At 46.7% G+C, this 19,856-nt stretch carries 16 protein-coding genes; 15 read left to right on the top strand and 1 reads right to left on the bottom strand.

Going from position 1 to position 19,856, the window contains the following annotated elements; translation table 11 throughout:
• Window positions 1-299 precede the first annotated feature (299 nt).
• The 5 genes from ARB69_RS16335 (at window position 300) to ARB69_RS16315 (ending at window position 5,947) form a co-directional block, all read left to right on the top strand.
• Complete coding sequence (locus tag ARB69_RS16335) at window positions 300-1,856, top strand: ABC-F family ATP-binding cassette domain-containing protein (protein WP_055154317.1); 1,557 nt, start codon at window positions 300-302, stop codon at window positions 1,854-1,856.
• 13 nt (window positions 1,857-1,869) lie between these two features.
• Entirely contained in the window at window positions 1,870-2,616 is a 747-nt protein-coding gene (larB, locus tag ARB69_RS16330; protein ID WP_055154315.1) for a nickel pincer cofactor biosynthesis protein LarB, read from the top strand.
• On the top strand, window positions 2,613-3,890 hold the full coding sequence (larC, locus tag ARB69_RS16325) for a nickel pincer cofactor biosynthesis protein LarC (RefSeq protein ID WP_055154313.1): 1,278 nt from the start codon (window positions 2,613-2,615) through the stop codon (window positions 3,888-3,890). The genes larB and larC overlap by 4 nt, the downstream gene beginning before the upstream one ends.
• Window positions 3,883-4,758, top strand: coding sequence for an ATP-dependent sacrificial sulfur transferase LarE (larE, locus tag ARB69_RS16320; protein WP_242857620.1), 876 nt, complete (start codon window positions 3,883-3,885; stop codon window positions 4,756-4,758). The genes larC and larE overlap by 8 nt, the downstream gene beginning before the upstream one ends.
• A 199-nt stretch (window positions 4,759-4,957) precedes the next feature.
• Window positions 4,958-5,947, top strand: a complete 990-nt coding sequence (locus tag ARB69_RS16315) for a GDSL-type esterase/lipase family protein (RefSeq protein WP_242857619.1) — start codon at window positions 4,958-4,960, stop codon at window positions 5,945-5,947.
• A 27-nt stretch (window positions 5,948-5,974) separates the two neighbouring features.
• On the opposite strand, the gene ARB69_RS16310 is transcribed toward ARB69_RS16315, so the two are convergent.
• Window positions 5,975-6,826: an AraC family transcriptional regulator gene (locus ARB69_RS16310; protein ID WP_050638877.1), complete on the bottom strand. Its 852-nt coding sequence runs from the start codon at window positions 6,824-6,826 to the stop codon at window positions 5,975-5,977.
• A gap of 239 nt (window positions 6,827-7,065) precedes the next feature.
• On the opposite strand from ARB69_RS16310, the gene ARB69_RS16305 reads away from it, so the two are divergent.
• The 10 genes from ARB69_RS16305 to mgrA all read left to right on the top strand — a co-directional run bounded on the left by ARB69_RS16305 (window position 7,066) and on the right by mgrA (window position 19,478).
• Complete coding sequence (locus ARB69_RS16305; RefSeq protein ID WP_050638876.1) at window positions 7,066-8,310, top strand: hypothetical protein; 1,245 nt, start codon at window positions 7,066-7,068, stop codon at window positions 8,308-8,310.
• 356 nt (window positions 8,311-8,666) lie between these two features.
• Window positions 8,667-9,014, top strand: a complete 348-nt coding sequence (locus ARB69_RS16300) for a hypothetical protein (RefSeq protein WP_055154309.1) — start codon at window positions 8,667-8,669, stop codon at window positions 9,012-9,014.
• Window positions 9,004-10,173, top strand: a complete 1,170-nt coding sequence (locus ARB69_RS16295) for a serine hydrolase domain-containing protein (RefSeq protein WP_055154307.1) — start codon at window positions 9,004-9,006, stop codon at window positions 10,171-10,173. Before ARB69_RS16300 ends, ARB69_RS16295 begins: the two co-directional genes overlap by 11 nt.
• A 188-nt stretch (window positions 10,174-10,361) precedes the next feature.
• Entirely contained in the window at window positions 10,362-11,705 is a 1,344-nt protein-coding gene (locus ARB69_RS16290; protein WP_055154305.1) for an ABC transporter substrate-binding protein, read from the top strand.
• A gap of 106 nt (window positions 11,706-11,811) precedes the next feature.
• Entirely contained in the window at window positions 11,812-12,720 is a 909-nt protein-coding gene (locus ARB69_RS16285) for a carbohydrate ABC transporter permease (RefSeq protein ID WP_050638811.1), read from the top strand.
• Entirely contained in the window at window positions 12,721-13,536 is an 816-nt protein-coding gene (locus tag ARB69_RS16280) for a carbohydrate ABC transporter permease (RefSeq protein ID WP_050638810.1), read from the top strand.
• Between the two features lie 76 nt (window positions 13,537-13,612).
• Window positions 13,613-15,136 carry a response regulator transcription factor gene (locus ARB69_RS16275; RefSeq protein WP_055154303.1) on the top strand — a complete coding sequence of 508 codons (1,524 nt, stop codon included), beginning with the start codon at window positions 13,613-13,615 and terminating at the stop codon, window positions 15,134-15,136.
• A 21-nt stretch (window positions 15,137-15,157) separates the two neighbouring features.
• The gene (locus tag ARB69_RS16270; RefSeq protein WP_055154301.1) at window positions 15,158-16,954 is read left to right on the top strand and encodes a sensor histidine kinase; all 1,797 of its coding nucleotides are present in this window, start codon (window positions 15,158-15,160) and stop codon (window positions 16,952-16,954) included.
• The gene (locus tag ARB69_RS16265) at window positions 16,908-18,257 is read left to right on the top strand and encodes an MFS transporter (RefSeq protein ID WP_157355656.1); all 1,350 of its coding nucleotides are present in this window, start codon (window positions 16,908-16,910) and stop codon (window positions 18,255-18,257) included. The genes ARB69_RS16270 and ARB69_RS16265 overlap by 47 nt, the downstream gene beginning before the upstream one ends.
• Before the next feature lie 222 nt (window positions 18,258-18,479).
• The gene (gene mgrA / locus ARB69_RS16260) at window positions 18,480-19,478 is read left to right on the top strand and encodes an L-glyceraldehyde 3-phosphate reductase (protein WP_050638806.1); all 999 of its coding nucleotides are present in this window, start codon (window positions 18,480-18,482) and stop codon (window positions 19,476-19,478) included.
• The last annotated feature ends 378 nt before the right edge of the window (window positions 19,479-19,856 follow it).

Below are 19,856 nucleotides of genomic sequence, written 5' to 3'. Positions count from 1 at the left end.
CTCTTTGAAAGTCGATTCAAATATGAAAAATCAAGCGGAAATGACACCCGCTCTATTTGTCATGCCCTAATCGACTGTGAATAGTAACAACATATTATCCCTTCTTCTTAAATTTGTCCTTGACAAAGGGTACACTTCAGAAGAAGGATACAGCAAAGAAATAATCATGGATAAGTTAATCAGGGGCTTATCATTAAACAGGGAAGAGTCCAGCAGGTATTATGAGCGTTTTGCTAAGCCCGCAAGGTAGCGGGGTGTCTGAGGAGTACATGAAATAGAGAATGTAAAGGAGATTTTGTATGAGTATCTTAAATGTTGAACACCTCTCCCATGGATTTGGAGACCGTGCTATTTTTCAGGATGTTTCTTTCCGGCTGCTTCGGGGGGAGCATATTGGCCTGATAGGTGCCAACGGGGAAGGAAAGTCTACATTTTTAAATATTGTAATTGGAAAACTACAGCCGGATGAAGGCAAGGTTGAGTGGGCAAAGGATATCCGTGTTGGCTATCTGGATCAGCATACGGTTCTGGAAAAGGGGATGACGGTGCGGGATGTCCTGAAATCAGCATTTTCTTATCTCTTTGAGTTGGAGGAGAAGATGAACCGTATCTGCGAAAGTCTTGGAGAGGTAGATGCGGATGAGATGGAGAGTTCGATGGAGGAACTGGGGACGATTCAGGATACACTGACTCTGCACGATTTTTATGTCATTGATGCCAAAGTTGAGGAAGTGGCACGCGCTCTGGGACTGCTGGACTTGGGCCTTGACCGGGATGTGACGGATCTCAGCGGCGGACAGAGGACAAGGATTCTGCTGGGTAAACTCCTGCTTGAGAAACCAGATATCCTGCTGCTCGATGAGCCGACGAATTATCTGGATGAGGAACATATTAACTGGCTGAAACGGTATTTGACAGAATATGAGAATGCATTTATTTTGATCTCACATGATATTCCTTTTCTGGATGAGGTTGTCAATATTATTTACCATATGGAGAATCAGAGCCTGGACCGCTATGTGGGGAATTACGAAGATTTCCAGAGGATTTATGAGGTGAAAAAGTCCCAGCTTGAGGCGGCATACAAGAGGCAGCAGCAGGAGATCAGCCAGCTGAAAGATTTTGTTGCCCGTAACAAAGCTAGGGTTTCTACAAGAAATATGGCCATGTCCCGTCAGAAAAAGCTGGATAAAATGGACGTCATAGAGTTGGCGGCAGAACGTCCGAAACCGGAATTTCACTTCAAACAAGGGCGCACGCCGGGAAAATATATATTTGAGACAAGAGATTTTGTAATCGGATACGATGAACCACTGTCAAAACCACTCGATATTTCTCTGGAAAGAGGGCAGAAGATTGCTCTGATCGGTGCCAATGGGATTGGAAAGACCACCCTCATCCGCAGCATCATGGGACTTGTAAAGCCGCTTAAAGGAGGCTGCGAGCTGGGCGAGAATCTTTCTGTCGGATATTTTGAACAAGAGGGAGACGGAAACAACAAGACAACATGTATTGAAGAAATCTGGAGTGAATTTCCTTCATTTACCCAGTATGAGGTGCGATCCGCGCTGGCAAAATGTGGATTGACTACGAAGCATATAGAGAGCCAGGTCCGGGTATTGAGTGGCGGGGAGCAGGCGAAGGTGCGTTTGTGCAAACTAATCAACCGGGAGACAAATGTGCTGATGCTGGATGAGCCTACCAACCATCTGGATGCGGAGGCGAAGGAGGCCCTGAAAGAGGCGCTGAAAGAATATAGGGGAACAATACTGCTGATCTGTCACGAACCCGAATTTTACCAGGATATCGTCCAGGAAGTCTGGGACTGTACCCGATGGACGACTCGGGTGGTTTAAGGAGGAGATGTTGATGGATGCTCATGAAATGTTGGAAAAAGTGAAGAGTGGGGAAGTGTCTGTGGAGGAAGCCGAGCAGTATTTTCGCCGTGAGCCTTTTGAGGAACTGGGATATGCTAAGCTGGATACGCACAGGAAGCTGCGTTCAGGATTTCCAGAGGTAATATTCTGCAGTGGTAAGGATACGGAACATCTGCTTCATATTTATCAGAAATTATATGAGGAAGAGGGGGAGGTGTTTGGCACCAGAGCTTCAGCGGAACAGTTTGAGTTGCTGCGGGAGACACTGCCCGAACTTGAGTATGACCCGATCTCCCGGATTATGAAAATAGAGAAGAAAGTAAAAGATCATGTTGGCAGGATTGCTGTCTGTACAGCAGGTACGGCAGATATTCCTGTGGCTGAGGAGGCGGCACAGACCGCAGAGTATTTTGGAAGCAGGGTGGAACGTATCTATGATGTGGGGGTCAGCGGCATTCACCGGCTGATGTCCCGTCTGGATGTGATTCAGCGTGCAAATTGTGTGGTTGCCGTGGCAGGAATGGAGGGGGCCCTGGCCAGTGTCATGGGAGGACTTGTGGATAAACCGGTGATAGCGGTTCCCACGTCTGTAGGTTATGGAGCTAATTTTCATGGATTGTCGGCTCTGCTTACTATGATTAATTCTTGTGCGAATGGAATTGCGGTTGTGAACATTGATAATGGATATGGGGCGGGATATATCGCTACACAGATTAACAGATTGGGGGAGAGAAAATGAGCAGGGAATTGTATTTAGAATGTGCCTCGGGAATAAGCGGCGACATGTTTACAGCAGCGATGCTTGATCTGGGCGCTGACCAGGAAGTACTGAGAAAGGCGCTCAACAGTCTGCGGCTGCCCGGATATAGGGTGGAAATCAGCCGGGTTATGAAAAGTGGTCTGGCTGCATGTGACTTTTCAGTTCATCTGGATGCAGAACATGAGAACCATGATCATGATATGAACTATCTGCACGGGAAGGATGCAGGGAATCATGTGCATGGAACCGAACATAGTCATGTGCAACACCACTCTCATCAGCATATACACGAACACCGGGGGCTGGCAGATATCATGGCGGTTATAGAACAGGCAGACCTCAGTGATTATGCCAGAAACACAGCCGTCCGTATTTTTGAGATTCTGGCAGAGGCTGAGGCAAAAGCTCATGGAGTTTCTATTGACCAGGTGCATTTCCATGAAGTTGGCGCCGTGGATTCGATTGTGGATATTGTTGCAGCGGCGGTATGTCTGGATAATCTGGATATAAAAGAGGTGATTGTCCCGGTCCTGAATGAAGGAACCGGATTTGTCCGCTGTCAGCACGGTATGATACCTGTTCCGGTTCCTGCTGTTGCGGCCATTGCGGAAAAATATGCCCTGACGCTTCGTATTCATGATATGGAGGGTGAATTTGTGACACCCACCGGCGCGGCCATTGCAGCAGCGGTCAGAACGAAAGACCGGCTTCCGGAAAAGTTTACGATTCTGAAGACCGGCCTGGGAGCTGGGAAAAGGACATATGAAAGGCCAAGTCTGCTGCGGGCGATGTTGATTCAGGCGGAGCAGGACCATAAAGATTGTATATATAAACTTGAAAGTAATATAGATGACTGTACGGGAGAGGCATTATCTTTTGTAATGCAGAGACTCCTGGAGCTGGGAGCAAAAGATGTATATTTTACTCCGATTTATATGAAAAAGAACCGTCCGGCGTATCAGATTAATGTTATCTGCGCAGAAGAAGACATCACAAAGCTGGAAGAGATTATGTTTATGGAAACAACGACCATTGGAATCCGGAGGATAAAGATGGAGCGCTCAATTCTGAAACGAGAGCAAAAAGAGGTGGTGACTTCTCTGGGGCGGGCAGCTGTAAAGATTTGTGAGCTTCCATCAGGAAAAAGGATATACCCGGAACATGACAGCGTGGCTGCGCTGAGCAGGAAAAGCGGACTTTCATGGCAGGATGTTTACCGATTGATTGTGAGGGAGTGCGATGGAGATGTATGAGGATGCGCAGAACATGTTGCTGGATAAAAGGAAAAAAGTTCTGTTTACGGCAATGGAAAAATACTGCGGAGAGGATGCTGCCGTTGCATTTTCCGGCGGAGCGGACAGCAGCCTGCTTCTGAAACTTGCATGCGAGTGTGCCAAAAAGCAGGGAAATAAGATTTATGCAGTAACGGTACAAACAGAACTTCACACACAAAATGATTTAATAATAGCTGAAAAAGTGGCAAAAGAAACTGGTGCGTTTCATATAGTCCTTTGTGTAAATGAACTTGAGGAAGCGGGAATAGAGTATAACCCCGAAAACAGATGCTATCTCTGTAAAAAACTCCTCTTCACCAAAATACGTGAAGAAGTTTCCCGGCTGGGGGTGGGAAGCATAATGGAGGGGACGAATGCAGATGATCTTGGCATGTACCGCCCGGGTATCCGGGCAATTCGTGAATTAGGTATAGAAAGTCCGCTGGCAGAGGCGGGGCTGACGAAAGAAGAAGTACGCAGACTGGCAGCTGCTTACGGAATCTCTGTGGCAGAGCGTCCGGCATCTCCATGCATGGCGACACGTTTTCCCTATGGAACCAGACTGGACAGGGAGAAAATGAAAGCAGCGGAACTGGGGGAAGCGTACATCCGGTCCATGGGATTTTACAATGTACGCCTGCGGGTTCATGAAGATGTTGCCCGCATTGAGGTGGATGAGGCGGCCCTGGGGCAGGCGCTGCAGCACCATAAAGAGATATCGGAGTATATGAGAACCCTTGGATTTCGGTATGCTGCGCTGGATTTGGAAGGATTCCGTTCCGGCAGTATGGACGAGAAACATAACGGTAAAAAAACAGAGGACGGTGACAATAACATAAGCAAGTAAAAGTGCGATATCCGTCGTGAAAGCAGGCACAACTCTGACGCAGATATCAGGCACTTATTACTGAAAGATTAATGCACTGCTGTACAACCGGGGTACAAAGCTTATGTGCATTATTTATAAAATTTGTTCGGATCTTGTAATTCCTTTCCTTATACGGCAGTGTTAAAGTGAAAACACAATGGGAGAGGAGGCAGCAGCAATGATATTCAAAAATATGGAATTTCATAATGTGGAGGAAATCATAGAGTGCAGGAAGGGGTATGCAATGCAGCGTATTCCTTCTTTTGTATCGGAAAAACTAAATGAAGGGGCGCGAAACGGCTCCTGCCGTTTTACCACAGGAGTGGAAATCAGATTCAGGATGCAAAGTGATACTGTAAAAATAACGCTGTCCGCGGAGAAAGATATTGAGGCCCAGACTGCTTTTATTTATTATGGTTCCTTTCAGGGGGGATGGCAGAAGTCATCCGTTGCACTTACAGAGGAAGGTACTGCAATTGAAATTAAAAAGGCTGAAAATATAGAGCTGCTGAAGACACTTACAGAGAAAAAAAGGCTGCCCTTCCATCCCGAAATCGTAAGGATCGTACTGCCATACGGCACCTGCTATTTTAAAGAAATAATTGGGGATATACAGCCGCCGCAGAAATCGGAACTGCCGCAAAGGACATATCTTGCCTATGGTTCTTCTATCACCCATGGAAGCCTGGCATTGTCTGCGCCCTGCTCCTATCCCTTTCAGATCGCCCGCAGGCTGGGGACAGATTATCTGAATCTGGGATTTGCGGGAACTGCACTTCTGGAACAGGAGATGGCAGAGTACATTGTCAGCAGAAAAGACTGGGATTTTGCCTCTGTAGAACTGGGGATTAACATGACAGACGGCAGGTTTTCCACACATTTTTTTGAGGATAGAGTAAAAAAATTCATCGAAGTATTGGCTTCGGATTCAAGAAGAATATACTGTACAAATATCTTTGGAAACAATTATATTGACAATAAACTTATAAAAGTTTACAGGGAAATAGTGAGGGAATATGCGTCTAATAAGCTGATCTTTACGGACGGATTGGAACTATTAAACAGAGAAGAGTTTATATCAGAGGATCTGGTACATCCTTCAGTGGAAGGAATTATGGAAATTGCAGAGAACTGGTCCCGTATTATGGCGGAAAGCTCTCTGCCGTAAGTCCACGGGAAAAAGGCAAAGATTAAGTTATTCTGAACGGTATCGGTATTCAGTCGGCGTTACGCCAACCTCTTTTTTAAAGGTAGTACAGAAGCTGTGTTCGCTGTGAAAGCCGCAGCTGAATCCTATATTTTTTACCGTATCCCGGCTGCTTTTTAAGTAAAATTTTGCAAGGTTAATGCGTGATATCAGGATATATCTGTAAGGGGTATATCCTGTTTCTTCTTTAAACTTCCTTGTGAAATAGAATGGGCTCAGAGAAACACGGGCAGCAAGTGCATTCAGCGAGATGTCTTCGTCCAGGTGGCGGTGAATGTATTTCAATGAAATATCCATAAAATCAGATGCAGTTTTCTGCTTTTCCCTGCGTTCCTTTGAAAGTCCGAGAAGAGTGAGTATCTGGGAGATGTCCTGGGAGATCAGCAGCTCATTGATGTTGTTCTTTTTTAAAAGCGTTTCATATAAACGGTTCCATATGGCTTCTAATTGGGCCGGACTATCCAGAAGTGTATAGAAGAATGGCATATCGTTTCTTAAATAGTCAAAAAAAGCGCGGCTGTTTCCGCCGTCAAAATGAATCCACTCCAGTTCCCACACTTCGGATGTCTGGTATAGATGGGGGCAGTAACAGTCCAGAAGACATACTTCGCCCGGATGCAGCTCTCTGGTAATTCCGCCTGCGTTAATGGTACCTTTCCCCCTCTTTGTATACAGAAGCAGAAAACTGTCATAACTTGTTCTGTCAACTTTATATCCGGCGCTGCAGTAAAAATGTCCGATACATAGGGGGTAATATAAAAAATCAGGAATACAATTCATGGTCGTGTGAAAATAAATTGTGGAATTAGGGGAAACCCCTTCATTAAATGAATGGCTCATATGCTCTGCCTTTCTGGATTCTGCTAAATCTCAATGTAACAATAGCGGATTTGTTTTGCTAATTATAGGATCTGAGTAAAAACTTGTCAAGATTATGCAGAGCAATTTTTTGATATAAATGGGCAAAGAAATCTAATGCCAGAAACGAGGGAACAGGGTAAGATGAAACGGTAAAGAAAACCGTAAAAACATTACGCAGTACGGGATACCGGCAGGCGGGACAAAAAAGGAGAGGTAGTATGCAAAGATATGCGATTGATAAGAACGACCGAATAATTCTGAGAGAACTGGCTAAAAAGCAGTATGAATACTCTCAGACTGAAAAAAATAAAAATAGAATCAGGGAGTGGACGGATCACAATTCACTGCAGGGGAAACGCCCTATGATTCATCTGGAGATGTGGACGTTTGCGCAGGAAATCATTCCCCAGCGCCTGCAGTGCAAGGGCGAATTTGCCAGAGACGTAGAGACAAAACTGTACTGCAATTTTTTGAACCAGGAACTGTTTGACGACGATCGTGTAACCCCGGATTATTATCCGATGCCATACGATACCCATTTTACTTTATTCAATATTCCAATAAAAAAACACAACAGTGTGGGTTCTGTCGGACATGAATTCATTTCGGTTGTGGAAGATCTGGAAGATGACTACGAGAAACTGCAGGAAACAGACTACGGGGTAGATATGGAGTCGACCATGTTGAAAAAACAGGCGCTGGAGGAAGTGTTTGGAGATATCCTGCCGGTTAGGTTGCAGATGGACTGCCTCTACAGCGTGCCAACACAGATGATAGTTCATTTTATGAAGATGGAAAATATGATGTTCAATATCTATGACTATCCGGAACTTTTCAAAGAAATGATGAACCGTATTGCAGACGATACGCTTGCCTACTACCGGATGCTGGAAGAAAAGCGCCTGATTCTGCCGACAACCGGAGGCGAGAGTCTGGGGCAGGGCAGTTGGTGCTACAACCGTGAACTGCCGGGGGAAGAAGAAGCAAAAATACGTCCGCTTACAACGCGGGATGTCTGGGGATTCATGGATTCCCAGGAGACAGTAGGTCTGTCACCGGAGATGTTTGAAGAGTTTATCTTCCCCTGTTATAAGAAAATATCCGAACAATACGGCCTTCTGTCCTATGGTTGCTGTGAACCGGTGGATCCGATCTGGGAAAACTGCATCTCAAAACTGGAGAATCTTAGAAAAGTGTCTATTTCACCATGGTGTAACGAAGAATACATGGGAGAACGGCTTAAAGGCAGTAAAACTATTTTCCACAGGAAGCCGTCCCCGAACTACCTTGGAGTGGGAACTGTGCTGGACGAGGAAGCAGTAAGAGAAAGCATCCGGAAAACGATGAAAGCATCCGAAGGATGTAAACTGGAAATCACACAAAGAGACGTATATACAATAAATAACGATCCCCAAAAAGCAAAACGATACGTTGATATTATTAAAGCGGAGGCGGGGATTTAGAGGAGGGGAGGACGCCTGTGCGGGCCGTGTCTCCTGCCGCAGCGGGAAACTTCCATGCCCCTTTTTCGCTGCGGTCCGTTTGCCTACTGCCACTAGATAAAAACCACACCGGATTGGAAGGCACCGGCGGCGTATGGGATGTGGAGTATAGGATACAGTCACCTGCAGCCAGTCCAAATCCGCTGCCCCCGTATTAGGTATCCCTCCGGGAAGCGAATCAACACAACCGACTTGATGCGCCCAGCGAAGTAAAAGGTGAGGCGGGGAAGCTCCGGGGAGGGAGATGCCATTTCTAAGTCCATAGAGTGCGCTTTAGAACCCGTTAGAGAAAAAACAGAAAACAGGGAGGGCAGAATTTGTTTTCCAAAACAAATTCTGTTGCCGCCGGCGGCGCGAATGCATCGGCATTCGGGCCAACTGCGGCAAGCACCCTCCCTGTTTTCTGTTTTTTCTCTTACGGGTTCTTAGCAAACGGACAGGATCTGGAAATGGCATCCCCCTCCCCGGAGCTTCCCCGCCTCACCTTTTACTTCGCGCCCCCATCCATTCATTCCCAAAGTTCGTTCACTATTTCCGTATTTTATACTTTATGCGCGGATTTTTTACTTTACGGCAATGCGGTAAGGCGTTATGCTAAAGCGTGTTTGGAAATTCATTGTCGCAACAGGTTTAGGGGAAAAGGAGGCGTTTTTTATGGATTGTAAAGAAGAAAAAGAAATCGGGTACAGGCTTCGCAGCCTGATGGAAGAGGAGATAAAGAAGGAGCATTTTGCGGGGGCTCTGATTGGTTATTATGAGAAGGGGAGGGAAGTTTTTGTGGATACTTATGGTATGGCTGACAGGGAAGAGGCCCGGCCTGTGAGGCGGGATACGATTTTCCGGCTATATTCCATGAGCAAGCCTGTGGCTGCTGTGGCTGTGATGATTCTGGCGGAGAGAGGGCTGCTGGACCTGGATGCTCCGGTCTGCAGGTATTTGCCGGAATATGAACGGATGTATGTTCTGGGGGATGAGACTCCGTATACCATTACGGTGAGGCAGCTTTTGAATATGACTGCTGGGATTGTATATCCGGATGAGGATGCGGCCGGACAGGAAATGACGGGACTGTTTGAGGATATTCATGCGCATATCAGAGATGGTGCGGGGTATAGTACGAGGGAGGTTGTGAAAAAGATCGCGGAAAAACCTTTGGCCAATGTGCCGGGAAGTGCTTGGCGGTACGGGCTTTGTGCGGATGTACTGGGGGCTGTCATAGAAGTAGTGTCGGGGATGACATTGGGAGCGTTCTATAAAAAAGAGATTTTTGAGCCTCTGGGTATGGCGGATACCGGATTCTATGTGCCGCGGGAAAAGTGGGGCAGGCTTGCCCAGCTGTACCGGCAGGAAGAGACGGAGAATGGCGTGAAGCTGGCGGTGGAAGAGGAACGGACCCTGGGACTTACAAAGTGCCTGGAGCAGCCGGCTTTTGAATCTGCAGGGGCGGGGCTGTTATCCACGGCGGATGACAGTGCGCGGTTTTGTATGATGCTGGCAAATCAGGGGATTTTGGACGGGGTTCGGATCCTGAAAGCGGAAACCGTGGAACAGTTTATGCAGAATCAACTGGGGGAAACGCAGACAGAATCCATTTATTTTGAACATATGAAGGGATACGGGTACGGCAATCTAATGCGGGTGCTGCTGGATGAAAATGCTTCTCCCATTGGAGGAAAACAGGGGGAATTCGGCTGGGACGGCTGGGCAGGCGCGTATATGGCCGTGGATGGAAAGAAGCAGACAGTATTCTTGTTTATGGTGCAGGTCAGCGCTTATTCCAACTGGCCTTTAAACAGAGCGATCCGGGAGATTCTGTGCAGGTGAGAAAATCCGACGGATTCAAAAGGAGCGGCCTTTTTGCAAAGGGGTCAGACCCCTTTACAGAAAAAATACCACATGTTCGGATTTCTAACAAAATGAAAGAAATTTGCAATGAACAAATATTTACGGACGTGTTAATCTTTATTTAACAAAAGAAATCCCATATTAAATGAGGGCAAGGAGGAAAATTTATGAAACTGAAAAGAGTAACTGCGATGGCTATGACAGCTGTTCTGGCACTTGGAATGCTGGCAGGGTGCGGAAAGAGTGATTCCGAAGATACTGCAAAGAGTGACTCCGGCAGCAAAGACACGAAGCAGGAAGCAGACGGTGATGTAACTACTATTACATATTGGGGATGGGACACGAACTGGTATGAGCCGATGTTCGAAAAGTTCATGGAAGAGAACCCGGATATTAAGATTGAGGCTACCAATGTTGCATACAGCGATTATTTTACAAAGATCCAGCAGGCAATTGCTTCAGGATCAGAGCTTCCGACCATGGTTCAGCAGAGCTGTACATTGATTGCAAACTACAAAGAACTGGGTGTGTTCGAGGATCTGACCTCAGACCCATACAATGTGGATCCGAATATCTTCTTTGACTTTATCAAAGACAGAGCAATGACAGACGACGGACAGCTGATCGGTATTGAGCAGTCAGTATCTCCGTCAGCAATTGCATACAAGAGAGATCTTGCGAAAGAATATTTTGGAACAGATGATCCGGAAGAGCTGGCAGCACTGTTCCAGTCAACAGACGACTACATTACAAAAGGCAAAGAAGTTAATGAAAAATCAGGCGGAGATGCTTACCTGTTCCATTCCAGCGGCGCTGTTGCTGAGTGGCTGTACTTTGCAGACAGCACAGAGCTTCAGACAGGGGATACCGTAAACTTTACAGAAAAGATGACTCCGGTTATGGACACGCTTGTTAAGATGAGAGACAACAAGGTTGTGGATACATTTGAAAATGGTACTCCACAGGCAAACGCTACATATGCAGATGACAAGCACCTGTTCTATCCTTGTCCGAACTGGGCTATCTCTTACTACATCAAGGCCAATGACCCTGACGGCGAAGGTAACTGGGGCCTGATGATGCCTGCTACAGGCGGTTACAGCTGCGGCGGATGTTCCGTAGGTATTACAAACACAAGCACAGATGCACAGAAAGATGCTGCATGGAGATTCTTAAAATGGGCATTCCTGGAGCAGGGCGGTGTTGACACTGCAAAAGAAGCAACAGACTACTATGTACCAACAAAAGAATTCTATGAAGACGCTTCCTATGCGTCAGGAGCAGATCCGTTCTTTGCAGGACAGGATGTAGGTGGTTTCTTATATGGAGAAATCGCACAGAGCATCGTCATCCCGACTCCTTCAATCTACGACCAGACAGTCATCGATATCCGTGACCTGCTGGCAAACGCGGTGATGTCGGATTCAAGTCTGGATACCAAGGCACTGATTGATAAGGGCCTTGAGGAATGTGCAAACCGTATTACGGACAGTGACGTTAAGGTAAAATAAGCAAAATGGAAGTGAAACGGAAGAGTGCTTTCCCGAAACGGACACCCTTCCGTTTTTTAAGCCCGCCGGCAGGAGACATGTCGGCAAAATGTAAGGAGAAATATCTATGAACAGTAAAGGCAATAAAAAATATACAATCTTATGGCCGTTATTTTTTGTGGCGCCATTCATCATCTTCTTTCTGGCATTTAACTTGTTCCCTATTCTGTACTCTGTATTTTTAAGTTTCCATGACTGGAGCGGAATTGGCGACAAAGTGTTTATCGGACTGGACAATTATGTGCGCATCTTTACCCAGGACAAGACGGTCTGGAAATCACTGGGGAATACGCTGTATATCATGGTGCTGGGATTCCCGCTGTCCATCTTCCTGGGCCTGGTGCTGGCAGCATTCTTGAGTAACCTGAAAAAATTCCGTAATGTATTTCAGACAATTAATTTTCTGCCTTACATCACCACACCGGTTGCAATCGGCCTGATCTTCACGTTTCTTTTTGACTGGAATACAGGAATTATAAACAAGATTCTCTCATTTTTCGGAGGGGAGGGGATCAACTGGCTCGGCAATGCCAAATTCGCCCCGCTGGTTATCGGATTTATGATTATCTGGAAAACGACCGGATATTATATGGCACTCTATCTGGCGGGAATTACTTCTATCTCAGAGGATATATACGAGGCGGCAAAGGTAGACGGCGCAGGTCCGGTAAAAACATTTTTTAAGATTACGCTGCCGCTTTTAAAACCAATCACAATATTCATTGTGATCACCAGCCTGATTTATGCACTTCAGCTGTTTGACGAGCCAAACCTGATGTTCAACGTCTCTACAACGAGTGTCATCGGTGGACCGGACAGATCCTGCCTGACGATGGTGTGGAACTTTTATGACGTGGCATTTGGATCCACTGCAAGACTGGGATACGGTTCTGCTGTTGCGACAACACTCTTTATTATTATCGTAATCACATCACTGGTTGGCATGAAGCTGATGAATAAAAAGGAGGCGAAATAAATGAAAAAGTTATCAAGTTCATTATCTTATGTTATTTTAGCCGTTATATCATTTATTTCACTGTTTCCTTTTTACATGATGATCACAATGTCAACGTACAAAACGGAACAGATATTCCAAAGCATGCCGTTTCTGCCATCTGATTATTTTGGGAAGAATATTGCGACCGTGTTTCAGTCCAACTTCCTGCAGTCCTATGGAAACAGCCTTTTTATCTCCGTAGTCTCCATGGCAGTCTGTGTGCTGGTAAGTGCTATGGTTGGGTATGCCATGCTTGTCTATGATTTTAAGTTTAAAAAAGCTTTGATGAATTTTATTATGCTGACCATGATGGTGCCGACACAGATCGGTATCATCGGATATATGATTGAGATGCGGACACTGCACCTGACCGGGACATTATGGCCCATGATCCTTTTGTGGTTTGCCAATGGATTTGGTGCGTTCTGGATGATACAGTTTATCAATGGTTCCATGCCGATGGAGATCGTTGAAAGCGCCAGAATTGACGGAGCGGGAGAACTGAAGATCTTCTTTGGAATGGTGTTCCCCTGTATCAGACCGGGTGTACTTACACTGTGCCTTTTAATTTTCCTCTGGTCCTGGAACAGCTACCTGGTACCGCTTGTATTTGTTAACAACGAAAGCCTTAACACGATACCGATCTTTATCAAGAGCCTGGCCAATGCCTACCGTACGGATTACGGCGCGCAGCTTTCCGGCCTGCTCCTTGCAACAATTCCGCTGCTTATCATGTTCATCTGCGGTTCCAAGAGCTTTATCAAAGGCCTCACCGCGGGCGCCGTTAAAGGCTAAGGGAGTATTTCCCGGGTTTGCAGCAGGCTGTAAAATAAGGTACAATAGAGGAATTACAGGGAATGAGGTAATTCTTATGGATAATTATGTAAAGCTTTATATCGTCGATGACGAAAAGATGGCGATAGAGTATTTTAAGAGATTGATAGAGGGGCTTTCTCCTGCCTGCAAAGTGGTGGGAGAGGCTCTCCATGGTCCGACTGCACTGGAGGAAATCCCGAAGGTACAGCCGGATATTGTATTTGTAGATATCAGCATGCCGGTTATGAATGGGCTGGTTCTGGCAGAGCGGATTCTGCAGCAGAATAAAAATCAGATCATCGTGCTGCTCACTTCCTACCGGGAATTTGATTATGTGAAGAGAGGAATGGAGCTTGGGGTGAGCAATTATCTGTTGAAAAATGAACTGACTCCCGAAAGTTTAGGCAAAGAGATCCGCAGTATTATGGAACAAGTCAGACTGGAAAGAAAGCGGCTCCATACCTATCAGGAATATAATCTGAAGCAGTTCCTGGAAAGCGAAAGCAGCCGGACTGAAGGCATGGAAAATATTTATAAGGGCAGCACGCTGAACAGATTTGCCCTGACAGCGGTAAAGCGGATCCATCCTGTCTGTATGCAGGCTGTGTATGAGGAGCATGTAAACTTTGAAAGCATGCAGCTGGAAGAACTGGAATACCCTGAGGGCATTACCTGCCGGGGGGCGGTCAGGCTGTCGGAGGAAATGTGGGCCGCGGTTTTCTTTATTCATGAAGTCGTGTCCGACAGTACGGTGCTGTTGGAGCAGTCAGCAGGGAAAATGCTGCAGTTATATAAGAAGGCAGGCATCCCGGTATCTGCCATTATTTCAGATGTCTTTCGGAATTTTACAGATCTTCCGCAGGCGTACAGGCGCATTTTCAGGCTTTCCCAGCATATGCTCTGTATGGGAAGAGACAGGATCTATCATCAGAACGATGTGGAAAACGTACTTCGTGCGGACCGGCAGACGGAAGTTTATATGTCAGACCTCGTTGGTATTTTGGATGCGGAGAAGGAAACTGAGGCAAAGGCCCTGATTGATCGCTTATTTGAGGAGGCTGCGGCCTACACCATACAGGAATTTACCAGAATGCTGCAGGAACTGCACGGTGTGATAAAGAGATATGCCATGCGTAAAAAGGTGGATATCAATGCCATTCCGGTACAAAATGAATTTTACTCCGCCGGTGAGGCCAGGGAGTATATGCAGAAAATGGTATCCGGGATATTTCACCACCTGCGTGAGCAGGATGAGAAACACTACTCCAGAAACGTATTGTTAATTCTGGAATACATACAGCAGCATTATGCAGAAAACATCTCCTTGCAGGATATTGCCGAGGCGGTTCAGCTTTCAGAGGGGCATACAAGAAAATGTTTCAAGCAGGAGATCGGAACAACGGTTGTGGATTATCTGACCGAATACCGTATCAATCGTGCCAAAGAGCTGATTAAAAACGGCGAGCGGATTACCAGTGTTTATGAGAAGGCCGGATTCACGTCCAGCCAGTACTTCAGCTATGTATTCAAGAAATATGAGGGCATCAGCCCCAGCGAATATGCGCGCCGGCTGCGATGATCAGAGAGGGGGGACAGCCATATGAGACTGCGGTATACATTAAAATTTAAGCTGATCGTGTCCGTGCTGCTGATTATGTCAGTTACCTATGGGATCAGCAGCTTTGTAATATACCACAATGTGTTCGGGACAATGGAAGAACAGATTATTTTGGATGAGCAGCAGAAACTGGAGCAGACCAGCCATCAGCTGGAGTATGTGCAGGAGTCTGTGGAGGGTGTGGCTAAACAGATCGTCATTTTATCCGAACTCCAGAATCTCATCAAAGAGAGCCGCACAAAGGACAGCTTTGCGGCTTTGGTCAGCCATGACAAAGTAAGGCGGCTTATTTCTTCCTATACAAATATGCAGCCATATTTGAGCAGTGTTATCGTCATTACTCCGGACGGCAAGACTTTTTCCAGCAACCAGTACGAGAGCGCGTTTCAGCCGGAAGAGGAGGCATGGTACCAGGAATTTAAGGCGCATAATGTGCAGTCGGGGTTTACCACGCTGCACTCCTATCTTTCTTCACAGGCCGGGTGGCAGAGCGATGTGATCAGTTATGTAATGACGTTTAAGGATATCCAGAACGGACGGGATATCATGGGGGATCTGATCATTCATGTGGATTTTAAAGAATTGATCGCCAAGGCGGAACTGGATGACAATCTGCTGAAAGGGTATGCCCTTTATGACAGATGGGGAAATAAAATCTTAGGCAGTGGGAAGCTGACGCTTCCCTATGAAGCAATCGCTGAAAATGAAAACGGTAAATACCGGCTGGACAACGGCAATGTAATACTCTGCAACCGAAGTTTCTCGGACGGCTGGATTATGGTTTCCGAGGTGTACAGTGATCAGATCGGGAATAAGCTTTCCACGATGCAGAAGCTTTTTCTGATGACATTCGCGGCTGCCATTACCCTGCTGGTTGTTCTGATCTATTACTTTATCAACCGGATTACCAGGCCTGTGGGACAGCTGCATGCGGCCGCCGAGAAAGTGCGTACCGGTGACTTTGACGTAGAAGTGGATATCCATACAAATGATGAACTTGAGATCCTGGGAGATTCTTTTAACAGTATGGTGCAGGATCTGCAGAATCTGCTGGAAGAATCTGTAGAGCATGAGAAAAATATCCGGGAAATGGAAATTAACAGGCTTATGCTGCAGATTAATCCCCATTTTATCTACAATACACTAAACTCCATCGTGTATATGGCACAGATGAAGGGGGACAACGATATCGTAAAATTTGCGAATGCGTTTATATCTCTGCTTCAGGATACACTGCGGGTGGAAAAAGACAGCATATACATCAGCATGAGACAGGAAGTGAAGAACATCAGGAATTACCTGACGATTCAGGAATACCGGTATCCGGACCGTTTTCAGACTGACTATCAGATTGATGAGGATGTGCTGGACTGTGAGGTGCCCAATGTCCTGATACAGCCAATTGTAGAAAATGCGATTTTTCACGGGCTGGCAGGTAAGATTAAGCCCGGAAGGCTTTGTATCCAGGCGCGCAGAGAAGAGGAATGCCTGGTTATCCGCGTGGTGGATGACGGGATAGGGATGAGCCGGGATAAGGTAGAGGAGCTACTGGCTTCGGATGAAGAAATTAAAGGAAAGATGCGGACGATAGGCGTGGCCAACGTCAGCAGACGAATTGCAGAAATATATGGGGACGGATACGGTCTTCAGATTGTCAGTGAGGAAGGAGTGGGTACCAGGGTAACGGTGACAATACCGTACCGCAGATACCAAAAAACCGATGAAGACAGACTTGAGCGAGCAGAAAATGAGCAGCCCGTCGAAGTTGGAAAAGATTAGTTTCGGGCTGGGCGATTTTTCGGGAAATGGTATTTTTACATTTGTATCAACATATCTGATGTTTTTTTATACAGACGCAGCAAAGCTGGATCTGGGAGCCATCGGCATGATTTTGCTGGCCGGAAGAACGGTAGATGCAGTATTCAGTCCTGTTATGGGATTTATCGTAGACCGTACGGATACCCGCTATGGAAAGTGCAGGCCCTTTATTGCGGCAGGGATACTGCCGGTATGCCTGCTGATGTGTGCATTATTTTATTCGCCGGCTTCTTTTTCCGAACAGGGAAAAGTTTTCTATGCGGCAATGATTTATGTCCTGTTCAGCCTGCTGTACGCATTTATCAATGTTCCTTACTCTACGATGCTGACCGTGCTGAGCGGAAGACAGGAAGATCGGATCGTGTTCAATCTTTTTAAAAATGTTGGGGCCAACTGCGGCGGTATCTTCGTAACTGCCTGTACGCTGTGGCTTGTGAACGAACTGGGGAACAGCAAACGACAGGGCTTTATGCTGGCGGCAGTCCTGTTCGGCATCATCTTCCTGTGCAGCTCCCTTGTGTGCGCCGCGCATGTAGTGGAGCGGGTAAAGCCGGGGAAAGGGCAGGAAAAGAGCGGAATCCTCCGGTCCCTGAAGGCTGCAAAGGATAACAGGCACTGGCTGGTACTCTGCGGCGTACAGTTTCTGAGCCTTACCTATATGATGGTGAGAAATCAGGGAACCCTGTATTATACAAAATATTATCTGGGGCAGGAAGCGTTAAGTTCCCTTTTTCTATCGATTATGCCCCTGGCCTCGGTTGCAGTTGCTTTTATACTGCCTGCCATCGCAAGGAGAAGGGGAATGCGGTTCTGCGTGAGAAGCGGAAATATATTATGGTGTATGTCCATGGCGGGAACTTGGGCAGCAGGAAAAAATGTAGCGGCAGCAATTTTATTTCATATAACAGCCAGCATTGGCTGGGCCATGGCCACCGGAATGGTTTTTGTTATGCTTTCGCAGGTAATAGACTATTCCCAATGGAAGACGGGGGTGAGGCCTCAGGGCTTTCTTACCTCTATGATAGCTCTGGTACAGAAGCTTGGGATTGCCTGTTCCGGCTACATCTGTGCTTTTGTTCTAAAACTGGGCGGCTATCAGGCGGGAAATGCCGGGGGCGCAGAGACGCTGTTTGCAATTCGCATGAATTTTGCCGGACTTCCCTTTCTGCTGTCGGCAGCAGTTATCATTTTGATTTCGTTTTATACACTGGATGAACAATATCCGGAGATAGAAAGTGATTTGAACAGGCAGCAGGAATTATGATACAATAAAAAAGTAAGGCTCGAAAAGACCTTGCCAACTATATTTTATGCATCGCACGTAAGGGGCCAAAATACGGCCACTAAGTGCTCGCAGCTATAATAAACAGATATATGATGGGCTGGCGGCATACCCGTGTGACAGGTATGAGTGAAGAGATGTCTTTAGGCAGATTTATTTTAAACTGCAGACAGCCGCATATTAATAACGATCAGGAGGTATATGATGGCAGTAGACTACAAAGCGTCTGAAAATCGATACGGGGAAATGCATTACTTGCACAGCGGGAAAAGCGGGCTTCAGCTTCCGGCCGTGTCGCTTGGGTTATGGCATAATTTTGGAAGCAATTGTGATTTTGAGAATATGAGGGCTTTATGCCGGACAGCGTTTGACCATGGGATCACACATTTTGACCTTGCTAATAATTATGGTCCCGTACCGGGCAGCGCGGAAGAAAATTTTGGCCGGATACTGGTAAAAGACCTTGGGGTGTACAGAGATGAATTGGTGATCAGTACAAAGGCCGGTTACGATATGTGGGAAGGGCCTTACGGAAATTTTGGAAGCAAAAAACACCTGCTGGCGAGTTTGGACCAGAGCCTGAAGCGTATGGATCTGGAATATGTGGATATCTTCTACCATCACCGCATGGATCCCGATACCCCTGTGGAAGAAAGCATGATGGCGCTTGCGCAGGCGGTCCACAGTGGAAAAGCATTGTACGCAGGAATCTCTAATTATGACAGAGAACACACGGTTCAGGCAATGGAAATTATGAAGGATCTGAAGTGTCCGCTGATTATTAACCAGCGCAGATATTCCATCTTTGACCGTACAATCGAGGAGGATGGCGTAAAAGAAGCTGCCTCCGCAGCGGGTCTGGGAATCATCTGTTTTAGCCCGCTGGCACAGGGACTTTTGACCGATAAGTATCTGCATGGCATTCCAAAGGACAGCCGGATCGCTAAGGACCCACGTTTTTTAAAGAAAGACAGCCTGACAGAGACAAGGATTGAACAGATAAAGGGGTTGAATGAGCTTGCTGCTAAAAGAGGACAGACCCTGGCTCAGATGGCTTTGTCCTGGATACTAAAAGATAACGATATCACAAGCGTATTGATTGGAGCTTCCAGGCCGGAGCAGATTACGGAGAATATAGAGATCATACATAACAGAACATTTTCAGACGAGGAATTGCGGGCTATAGATGCGCTTAGTAAGTGAGGCGATGTGGTGGCTGGGGGGACGCCGGGTCGGAGCCGGATATGTGGCGTGGCCGGGCTGCTCATTCGTGAACGGCCCCTAAAGGAAATGCAGCCTGTTTGGATGGAACCAGGGAGATTCACTGCGCTGTCTTGATGACAGCGCAGCTCAGCTCCCTTTGAAATTTTTTTTGTGAATAAATTTCATCCATCCAAACAGGCTGCATTTCCTTAAGGGGCCGTAACACTTATTTTATGCCCGGCCACGCCACATATCCGGCTCCGACCCGGCTGGCGCATCAGGCCGGTATGGCGGCTCACTTGGGAAGGGCGCCGAGGGGGCAGCGTATGGGGGCTGGGGAAGTGTTTGGTTATAGGGCGGAGATGTTTCTTATTCGTT

This window comes from Faecalicatena contorta (genome assembly GCF_001404335.1).
Classification (GTDB): Bacteria; Bacillota; Clostridia; order Lachnospirales; family Lachnospiraceae; genus Faecalicatena; species Faecalicatena contortus_B.
Note: the sequence above shows the minus strand (reverse complement) of the source record. Positions and strands in the feature narration are given on the sequence as shown.

What these genes read in the sequence shown, in the direction of transcription:
- ARB69_RS16335 (WP_055154317.1), top strand. Translation starts at nt 300, where the DNA reads ATGAGTATCTTAAATGTTGAACACCTCTCCCATGGATTTGGAGACCGT.
- larB (WP_055154315.1), top strand. Translation starts at nt 1,870, where the DNA reads ATGGATGCTCATGAAATGTTGGAAAAAGTGAAGAGTGGGGAAGTGTCT.
- larC (WP_055154313.1), top strand. Translation starts at nt 2,613, where the DNA reads ATGAGCAGGGAATTGTATTTAGAATGTGCCTCGGGAATAAGCGGCGAC.
- larE (WP_242857620.1), top strand. Translation starts at nt 3,883, where the DNA reads ATGTATGAGGATGCGCAGAACATGTTGCTGGATAAAAGGAAAAAAGTT.
- ARB69_RS16315 (WP_242857619.1), top strand. Translation starts at nt 4,958, where the DNA reads ATGATATTCAAAAATATGGAATTTCATAATGTGGAGGAAATCATAGAG.
- ARB69_RS16310 (WP_050638877.1), bottom strand. Translation starts at nt 6,826, where the DNA reads ATGAGCCATTCATTTAATGAAGGGGTTTCCCCTAATTCCACAATTTAT.
- ARB69_RS16305 (WP_050638876.1), top strand. Translation starts at nt 7,066, where the DNA reads ATGCAAAGATATGCGATTGATAAGAACGACCGAATAATTCTGAGAGAA.
- ARB69_RS16295 (WP_055154307.1), top strand. Translation starts at nt 9,004, where the DNA reads ATGGATTGTAAAGAAGAAAAAGAAATCGGGTACAGGCTTCGCAGCCTG.
- ARB69_RS16290 (WP_055154305.1), top strand. Translation starts at nt 10,362, where the DNA reads ATGAAACTGAAAAGAGTAACTGCGATGGCTATGACAGCTGTTCTGGCA.
- ARB69_RS16285 (WP_050638811.1), top strand. Translation starts at nt 11,812, where the DNA reads ATGAACAGTAAAGGCAATAAAAAATATACAATCTTATGGCCGTTATTT.
- ARB69_RS16280 (WP_050638810.1), top strand. Translation starts at nt 12,721, where the DNA reads ATGAAAAAGTTATCAAGTTCATTATCTTATGTTATTTTAGCCGTTATA.
- ARB69_RS16275 (WP_055154303.1), top strand. Translation starts at nt 13,613, where the DNA reads ATGGATAATTATGTAAAGCTTTATATCGTCGATGACGAAAAGATGGCG.
- ARB69_RS16270 (WP_055154301.1), top strand. Translation starts at nt 15,158, where the DNA reads ATGAGACTGCGGTATACATTAAAATTTAAGCTGATCGTGTCCGTGCTG.
- mgrA (WP_050638806.1), top strand. Translation starts at nt 18,480, where the DNA reads ATGGCAGTAGACTACAAAGCGTCTGAAAATCGATACGGGGAAATGCAT.